The following is a 7,607-nucleotide window of genomic DNA, read 5'->3' as shown; positions in this document are numbered from 1 at the left end:
CCTCAACGCCAAAGCACGCGAGGCGCGTGCCGCTTACGCCAATGCAACTTGACAATCCAGATAGTCGCTCATCCGACAAATCGGGACCATCCACGCCGGCCATCTTGTCCGGTGCTGCGGGTGCCACCGAGGCCGATGCCGCCAAGAAGGGCATCGCCGGCAAGGCGATCGACAAGGTGAAGGAGGTCGCGAAGTCGGCCAGCGACATCTTCCGCCGTGTGCCCTGCCTGCCGCCGAAGGGGGTGTCGAAGACGATGGGCTCGCTGCCCCACGTCGCGAGCAAGCTTGCCGCGGGCCAGCCGGTTACCATCATCGCCTTCGGCTCCTCCTCGACCCAGGGCTATGGCTCGTCGGCGCCGGAATTCACCTATCCGAACCGGCTCGCGGCGCAACTGCACCGGCAATATCCCGGCGCCGACATCCGTGTCGTCAACCGCGGCAGGGGCGGCGAAGACGCGCCCGAAATGATGCGGCGCCTGCAGACCGAGGTGATCGATGCGCATCCGGACCTCGTGATCTGGCAGGTCGGCACCAATGCGGTATTGCGCGACCTCGACCCGCGCGAGACCGAAAAGATGGTCGAGGATGGCGTGGCGCGCATCCAGACGGCCGGCGCGGACGTCGTGCTGGTCGATCCCCAATACTCGCCGCGCGTCACCGAGCGCGCCGCCAGCGCCAACAAGATGATCCGGCTGCTCAACCACGTCGCCGAGCTCCGCCATGTCAGCATCTTCCCGCGCTTTGAGGTGATGCGTGAATGGCACGAGAAGCAGTCGATCCCGATCGACAGCTTCGTGATCGCCGACGGCCTGCACATGAATGATTGGGGCTATGCCTGCTTCGCCCAGTTGCTCGGCGACGACATCATCAAGTCGGTCGGCCAGATCAAGCTCGGCGTCAACGTGCCGGCGGATGTGCGGACGTACAGGCCGATGTAAGCTGAAAGCGAATGGCGAGTGGCGAATAGCGAATGGGGCTTGACCCTACTCGCTACTCCCTATTCGCCATTCGCCTTGGATCACACCGTCTCCAGCGCCTCGACAAAATCCTCGATCAGATCGTCGGCGTGCTCGAGGCCCGCGGAGAAGCGGATGAAGCCTTCGCTGATGCCTAGCTCGGCGCGCGCGTCCGGCCCCAGGCGCTGATGCGTCGTGGTGGCGGGATGGGTGACGAGGCTCTTGGCATCGCCGAGATTGTTGGAGATGCGCGAGATCTTGAGCCCGTTGAGGCAGCGGAATGCGCCGGCCTTGCCGCCCTTCACCTCGAACCCGATCAACGTCGATCCCGACCGCATCTGCTTCTTCACGGTGGCCGCCTGCGGATGATCGGCGCGGCCGGGATAGATCAGCCGCGTGATCTTCGGATGACTTGCCAGTACGTCCGCGATCTTCGCGGCCGTCTCGGTCTGCGCGCGGACACGCACCGCCAGTGTCTCCAGCCCCTTCAGCAGCACCCATGCATTGAACGGCGACATCGACGGTCCGGTCTGGCGCAGGAAGTTATGGATGTGCTCGGTGATGAAAGCCTCGGAGGAAAGGATGACGCCGCCCAGGCAGCGCCCCTGGCCGTCGATATGCTTGGTCGCGGAATAAACCACGACGTCGGCGCCGAGCGACAGCGGGCTCTGCCAGATCGGGGTGGCGAACACATTGTCGACGATCAATCGCGCGCCGCCCTGATGCGCGATTTCCGCGATGGCGCCGATGTCGAGCACGTCGAGCGTCGGATTGGTCGGGCTTTCGAGGAAACACGTCTTCGTGTTCGGCCGGATCGCCTTTTTCCATTGGTCGAGGTCTAGCCCGTCGACCAGCGTCGACTGGATGCCGTAGCGCGGCAAGAGATCCTCCACCACGTAGCGGCACGAGCCGAACATCGCCTTGGAGGCCACCACGTGATCGCCGGCCTTCAGCGGCGCGAGGATCGCGGTCGTCACCGCCGCCATGCCGGTCGCGGTCGCGCGCGCAGCTTCCGCGCCTTCGAGCTCGATCATGCGGCGCTCGAACATGGACACGTCGGGGTTGGAGAACCGCGAATAGAGGAAGCCGGGATCCTCGCCCTTGAACCGCGCCTCGCATTCCTCGGCGGTCGCGTAGACGAACCCTTGGGTCAGGAATATTGCTTCGGACGTCTCGCCGAATTGTGAGCGTAGCGTGCCGGAATGAACCAGCCGGGTTTCGGGGCGGTAGCGGGCGGATGATTTGGACTCGGACATAGGACCTCCAACGTGACCATCCTTTCGAAAATGGTCACAAAAAAACCGGCCTAAAGGGCCGGGATCGCTGAGGTCCCCGGCCTGTTTAGCGACTTATTTAACGTGGCTGCAAGCCGGCCGGCTCAAATCACCACGGGATAAGTCATGCTGATATTCGTTCCCGCTCTTTCCGTCAAGGCGGGCATCGGCTAACCGGTAAAATCCATTTGTTGGGCCTTTTGTGGCTCTAAGCCGTCTTGAGGGACCGCGTCCGTGTCGTTCGTGCTGCAAGACGATGCCAATGGGATCCTGCCTGACCGCATGATCGCGGCGATGGCGGATGCAGGCCTGATCCTGCCGGTCTATCCCTTTGTCGAGAGCCAGATCCAGCCCGCGAGCCTCGATCTTCGCCTCGGCGACATCGCCTATCGCGTGCGCGCGAGCTTTCTCCCCGGTCCCGGCGCCACCGTTGCCGAGCGCATCGATGAGTTGAAGCTGCACGAGATCGATCTCGCCGACGACGCGGTGCTGGAGACCAATTGCGTCTACATCGTGCCGCTGCTGGAGAGCCTCGCGCTGCCGCCGGAGATCATCGCAGCCGCGAATCCGAAGAGCTCGACCGGACGGCTCGACGTCTTCACCCGCGTGATCGCCGACGGCACGCGCCGTTTCGACATGATCGGTGCCGGCTATCACGGCCCGCTCTATGCCGAGATCAGCCCCAAGACGTTTCCGATCCTGGTGCGCGAGGGCTCGCGGCTGTCGCAGGTGCGCTTCCGCACCGGCGATGCCATCCTCAGCGCCGCCGAGCTCGACGCGCTGCATGACGCCGAACGCCTGGTCGATATCGACGATGCCGATCTTACAAATGGCGTCGCGGTTTCGGTTGATCTCTCGGGCGAGAATTCCGGCGGCTTCGTCGGCTATCGCGCCAAGCGCCATACCGGCGTGGTCGACGTCGATCGTCGCGGCGGCTATCCGGTCGATGATTTCTGGGAGCCGATCCGCGCGCGCCCCGACGGCAGCCTGATCCTCGATCCCGGCGAGTTCTATATCCTCGCCTCGAAGGAAGCCGTGCAGGTGCCGCCGGACTACGCCGCCGAGATGGTGCCGTTCGATCCTTTGGTCGGCGAATTCCGCGTGCATTATGCCGGCTTCTTCGATCCCGGCTTCGGCTATGCCGGCGCCGGCGGGCAGGGCGCGCGCGCCGTGCTGGAAGTGCGCTCGCGCGAGGTGCCGTTCATCCTCGAGCATGGCCAGATCGTCGGCCGCCTCGTCTATGAGAAGATGCTCGCCCGGCCCGATGCGATGTACGGCCAGCGCATCGGCTCGAACTACCAGGCCCAGGGCCTGAAGCTCTCCAAGCATTTCAGGGTGTGATCAAGCGCACTCACCTGGAGCGCGCTGCGAGGATCATGACAAAGGCCGGGGCGCTACGCCCCGGCCAGCATGGTGCACGAAGTCCAGCCGTTCACGCGTTGGCGCCGCCGTCGATGGTGAACTCCGCGCCATTGATCGAGCGCGCCTCCGGGCCGGCCACGAATGCGACCAGCGCTGCGACGTCGTCGGCCTTGCCGTAGCGGGGGATCGCCATCCGCGCCAGCTGGAAGGCCGCCTGCTCGCCTTCAGCGGGATTCATGTCGGTGTCGGTCGAGCCCGGATGCACGATGTTGACGGTGATGCCGCGGCTGCCGAGATCGCGCGCCAGGCCCTTTGTCCAGGCGATCAGCGCCGATTTGCTCATCGAGTACAGGCTCAGGCCGGGACCGGGCACCTGGGTCGCGAGATTGCTGCCGATCGAGATGATGCGGCCGCCTTCGCCCATATGCGCTGCCGCGGCCTGCGATCCGACCACCACCGCCCGGACGTTGACCGCAAGCGTCGCATCGATGTCTTCAAGGCTCAGTTGGTCGATCGGTCCGGTCCTGAGGATGCCGGCATTGTTGACGAGAATATCGAGCCCGCCGAATGCCTTGGCGGCCTGATCCACGGCCGCCTTGACCGCGGCGGCATCGGCGCTGTCGGCCTTGATCGCAAGTCCCCGCCGGCCCAAGCGTTCGATCTCGGCCACCACCGCCTGCGCCTTGTCGGCCGAACGTTCATAGGTGATTGCAACATTGGCGCCATCGGCGGCGAGCCGCCTTGCAATCGCAGCGCCAATCCCGCGGCTTGCGCCCGTCACCAACGCCCGCTTTCCCTGCAATGCGCTCATGATCCATCTCCATTTATATGTCGATCGATACAGAAATAGGTCCGTTGCGCTGGGACGTCAAGCGCATTAATTTAGTGAACGACACAGAAATCGGGTGGACGGATGGTGGAACGAGGTCGCCCCAGGGGCTTTGACAAGGATGCTGCGCTCGTACGCGCCATGGAGGTGTTTTGGGTCAAGGGCTACGAAGGGGCCTCGATGGCTGATCTCACCACGGCGATGGGGATCGCTTCGCCAAGCCTCTATGCAGCCTTCGGCTGCAAGGAAGAACTGTTCCGGCAAGCGCTGCAATTGTACGGCGCGACCCAGGGGCCGGAGATATGGGGTGGCATCGCTCGCGCGCCTACCGCTTATGAGGCCGTGGAAAGCTATCTTATGCAGACGGCGAAGTCGTTCACGCGACGGAACCGGCCGCCGGGATGCCTGGTAGTGCTGTCGGCGCTGCATACGACTGAGCAGTCCGAAACGGTGCGGCGCGAGCTGATCGCAATGCGCGCGAAGAATGTCGAGGATTTACGGCAGCGCCTGCAGGAGGGCGTGGCATCAGGCGAGATATCAGCAAGTGCCGATCTCGCGGCGATCGCGCGATACTACGTCACCGTGCAACAGGGCATGTCGATCCAGGCACGCGACGGCGCGACACGGCGGGAGCTGGAACGCGTCGCGCGCGCGGCGCTCGCGGCATGGAAGCCCTTGACCAGCGCACCCGGCTAAGCCTCAGAGCGTTGCCGCTGTTCTTGTGGTCCTGCGACCTACTTCGCGAGCAGTTCGGTCAGGTCGGTCGAGCTCGAACAGCGCAGCTCATCGATTTGCCGGGCCAGCAGCAACGCGCTCGCCCTCAGCGCCTCCAGCTTTGAAGCCTCGGGATGCTGTTTTTCAAGTTCGGTGATTCGCTCATTGAACCCGGCCAGCTCATGCTGAAGCCGCTCGATCTCTGCCGTGGCGCCTGTGGACACCACTGGCGCAGATAGTCTGGTCGCCCGCATAACCATCTCCCCAAGTATGGTCGAGGCTTCGTGGACCGAATTCGTGGCGGCACGGAGAAGCTTTTTTGGCGAGGATGCGACTGCCGCGAGTAATGTTTGCGTTCGCGTGCAGCAAAGCCACAGTAGGAACCTAGGCTGACCGTGCGCTTCGCCACGGTCGTTGCGGTATTCCGTCGGCGCGAATTTCGTGCGAGTCAAAGCGGCCAACCTCGCAGCAACCGGAACGGGAGCGAACATGCCGGCAGGCAGGCCTGCGCCAGCGTGCCGATCGGCTTGGTCGAGGGGCTGGTGACGGGCCGTGGCCGGCACATCCCGGTGCATCTGAAGCCTGCGGGCCGCGCCAGGGCGCCATTCGTCCGGGCGATCGGCCAATCGCGCAGGGGCCCCCTGCGCCGGGCGCACGTGGAATTGATCGCGGCCGTGGTAGGGAAGCACCCGCGCCGCGGCATTCAGACCGCGGGCGTCGGAGTGGAAATGCCCGATATTGCGGTTGCCGAAATACCTGTCGACGAGGAAGAGCGCCCGCTGCCGCCGCCGGTGACGGCGCCGGCCCGCAACCGCCTGCTCGACGGGCCGATCCTGCGCACGCTGCTGTGGCTTGCCTGGCCCAACGTGATCGCGCTCTCGGCCGGCACCTGCGTGGTGATCGCGGAGACCTCCTATATCGGCCGGCTTGGCGTGGAATCGCTGGCCGCGATGGCGCTGGTGTTTCCCTGCGTGATCCTGACCATGACGATGTCCGGCGGCGCCATGGGCGGCGGAGTGGCCTCCGCGATCGCGCGGGCGCTCGGCGCCGGCGAGACCGAGCGTGCCTCCACGCTTGCGGCGCATGCGCTTCTGATCGGCATCACCTTCGGGCTCGTCTTCATGCTGGGCATGCTGATCTTCGGCCCGCATCTGTTGGAATTGCTCGGCGGCCGCGGCAATGTGCTGGCGCAGGCGATCGCCTACAGCCAGATCTTCTTCGGCGGCGCCGTGCTGCCGTGGCTGATGAACACCATGGCGGGCGTATTGCGCGGCACCGGCAACATGAAACTGCCGTCGACCATGATCCTTTCGTCCGCGATCTGGCAGATCATTTTGGGCGGCACACTGGGCCTCGGGCTCGGGCCTATCCCGCAATTCGGCATGCGCGGCGTCGCCGCCGGTTCGCTGATCGCCTATTCGATCAGCATTGCCGTGATGGGCTGGTACCTGTTTTCCGGCCGGGCGCGCGTGGTGCCGAAGCTCAGGGGATTGCGCGTCCAATGGGCGATGTTCATCGATATCCTAAGGGTCGGCGCCATCGCCTGCTTCTCGCCGCTGCAGTCGGTTCTGACCATCAGCATCTTCACCCACATGCTGGCGAATTTCGGCACCGCGATCCTGGCCGGCTATGGCATCGGCGCGCGGCTCGAATTCATGCTGACGTCGCCCGCGTTCGCGACCGGCATCGCCTCAGTGCCGATGATTGGCATGGCGGTCGGCGCCGACCGTATTGCGCGGGCGCGGCGGATCGCCTGGACCGCGGGCACGGTGTCGTTCGTCTCGGTCGGTACGATCGGCACCTTCCTCGCCATCTTCCCCGACCTCTGGGTCAACATCTTCACCGATGATCCCGCCGTGCGCCTGGCCAGCCATCAATATCTGTCGACGGCGGCGCCGATGTACGCTTTCATCGGGCTGGCGATGTCGATGTTTTTTTCCTCGCAAGGCGCGGCGAAGGTGCTGGGCCCGGTGCTGGCGCAGACCGCGCGCCTCGCCTTCATCGCTGCCGGCGGCTGGTGGCTGTCGACGCATGAGGCGACCGCGCAGAACTTCTTCGTGCTCGCAGCCGCCTCGATGGTCGTGCTCGGCGTGCTCTCATGCGCAAGCGTGGTGCTGACGCGCTGGGAGCCGAAGCGCGCACCGATTGCGAAGGTAAGTCCCGCGCTGTCCTGACGCCTATCGTCGTCGCGCCCTCTGTGAGAAAGATCACGGAGCGGGCACCCGGTGCGCCGTGAACTCCACGTTGAGACGCCATGTCGCGCCGTGGTCGCCGGAGACTTCGCCGCGCCAGAGAAAGGAATTTGGCGTGATCTCAGAAAAGCTCCAGCGTGCCAGCCGTCCGTCCGGCCGCGTGCCCAGCTGCACGATATCGGCGCCCTCGGCGCGGCCGATCATCTGTGAGCGTCACGAGAGGATCGCCGTGCCCGGCCTTGACTTGCGCGGAATGCTTTGGATTGCCCGATCGGGGTGA

The 7,607-nt window shown here is 64.9% G+C and carries 8 protein-coding genes and 1 riboswitch; of the genes, 4 read left to right on the top strand and 4 right to left on the bottom strand.

What is annotated here, in order from left to right; genetic code table 11:
• Positions 1–41 precede the first annotated feature (41 nt).
• Complete coding sequence (locus AAFX91_RS36760) at positions 42–938, top strand: SGNH/GDSL hydrolase family protein (RefSeq protein ID WP_394569775.1); 897 nt, start codon at positions 42–44, stop codon at positions 936–938.
• A gap of 80 nt (positions 939–1,018) precedes the next feature.
• Here the strand turns inward: AAFX91_RS36760 and AAFX91_RS36755 are convergent, their stop codons facing one another.
• Entirely contained in the window at positions 1,019–2,212 is a 1,194-nt protein-coding gene (locus AAFX91_RS36755; RefSeq protein ID WP_394569773.1) for an O-succinylhomoserine sulfhydrylase, read from the bottom strand.
• Between the two features lie 64 nt (positions 2,213–2,276).
• Positions 2,277–2,356, bottom strand: a riboswitch (SAM riboswitch).
• A 108-nt stretch (positions 2,357–2,464) separates the two neighbouring features.
• On the opposite strand from AAFX91_RS36755, the gene AAFX91_RS36750 reads away from it, so the two are divergent.
• Positions 2,465–3,571, top strand: coding sequence for a 2'-deoxycytidine 5'-triphosphate deaminase (locus AAFX91_RS36750; RefSeq protein ID WP_394569772.1), 1,107 nt, complete (start codon positions 2,465–2,467; stop codon positions 3,569–3,571).
• Between the two features lie 91 nt (positions 3,572–3,662).
• Here the strand turns inward: AAFX91_RS36750 and AAFX91_RS36745 are convergent, their stop codons facing one another.
• The gene (locus AAFX91_RS36745; protein WP_130577646.1) at positions 3,663–4,403 is read right to left on the bottom strand and encodes an SDR family NAD(P)-dependent oxidoreductase; all 741 of its coding nucleotides are present in this window, start codon (positions 4,401–4,403) and stop codon (positions 3,663–3,665) included.
• 102 nt (positions 4,404–4,505) lie between these two features.
• Here AAFX91_RS36745 and AAFX91_RS36740 point away from each other — a divergent pair, with 102 nt between their 5' ends.
• Positions 4,506–5,117: a TetR/AcrR family transcriptional regulator gene (locus tag AAFX91_RS36740; RefSeq protein ID WP_394569771.1), complete on the top strand. Its 612-nt coding sequence runs from the start codon at positions 4,506–4,508 to the stop codon at positions 5,115–5,117.
• A 38-nt stretch (positions 5,118–5,155) separates the two neighbouring features.
• Here AAFX91_RS36740 and AAFX91_RS36735 read toward each other — a convergent pair whose 3' ends face one another.
• The gene (locus tag AAFX91_RS36735) at positions 5,156–5,389 is read right to left on the bottom strand and encodes a hypothetical protein (RefSeq protein ID WP_130577648.1); all 234 of its coding nucleotides are present in this window, start codon (positions 5,387–5,389) and stop codon (positions 5,156–5,158) included.
• Positions 5,390–5,863: 474 nt separating this feature from the next.
• Between AAFX91_RS36735 and AAFX91_RS36730 the strand changes: the two genes are divergently transcribed.
• Positions 5,864–7,309 (top strand): MATE family efflux transporter, encoded by a 1,446-nt coding sequence (locus tag AAFX91_RS36730; RefSeq protein WP_394569774.1) that lies wholly within the window; start codon positions 5,864–5,866, stop codon positions 7,307–7,309.
• Positions 7,310–7,342: 33 nt separating this feature from the next.
• Here the strand turns inward: AAFX91_RS36730 and AAFX91_RS36725 are convergent, their stop codons facing one another.
• On the bottom strand, positions 7,343–7,531 hold the full coding sequence (locus AAFX91_RS36725) for a hypothetical protein (RefSeq protein ID WP_394569770.1): 189 nt from the start codon (positions 7,529–7,531) through the stop codon (positions 7,343–7,345).
• Between the last annotated feature and the right edge of the window lie 76 nt (positions 7,532–7,607).

The organism is Bradyrhizobium sp. 31Argb (assembly GCF_043638955.1).
In the GTDB taxonomy this organism is placed as follows: domain Bacteria; phylum Pseudomonadota; class Alphaproteobacteria; order Rhizobiales; family Xanthobacteraceae; genus Bradyrhizobium.
Note: the sequence above shows the minus strand (reverse complement) of the source record. Positions and strands in the feature narration are given on the sequence as shown.

Coding starts and splice junctions, on each gene's coding strand:
- AAFX91_RS36735 (WP_130577648.1), bottom strand. CDS start 5,389: ATGCGGGCGACCAGACTATCTGCGCCAGTGGTGTCCACAGGCGCCACG.
- AAFX91_RS36740 (WP_394569771.1), top strand. CDS start 4,506: ATGGTGGAACGAGGTCGCCCCAGGGGCTTTGACAAGGATGCTGCGCTC.
- AAFX91_RS36745 (WP_130577646.1), bottom strand. CDS start 4,403: ATGAGCGCATTGCAGGGAAAGCGGGCGTTGGTGACGGGCGCAAGCCGC.
- AAFX91_RS36730 (WP_394569774.1), top strand. CDS start 5,864: ATGCCCGATATTGCGGTTGCCGAAATACCTGTCGACGAGGAAGAGCGC.
- AAFX91_RS36755 (WP_394569773.1), bottom strand. CDS start 2,212: ATGTCCGAGTCCAAATCATCCGCCCGCTACCGCCCCGAAACCCGGCTG.
- AAFX91_RS36760 (WP_394569775.1), top strand. CDS start 42: ATGCAACTTGACAATCCAGATAGTCGCTCATCCGACAAATCGGGACCA.
- AAFX91_RS36725 (WP_394569770.1), bottom strand. CDS start 7,531: ATGATCGGCCGCGCCGAGGGCGCCGATATCGTGCAGCTGGGCACGCGG.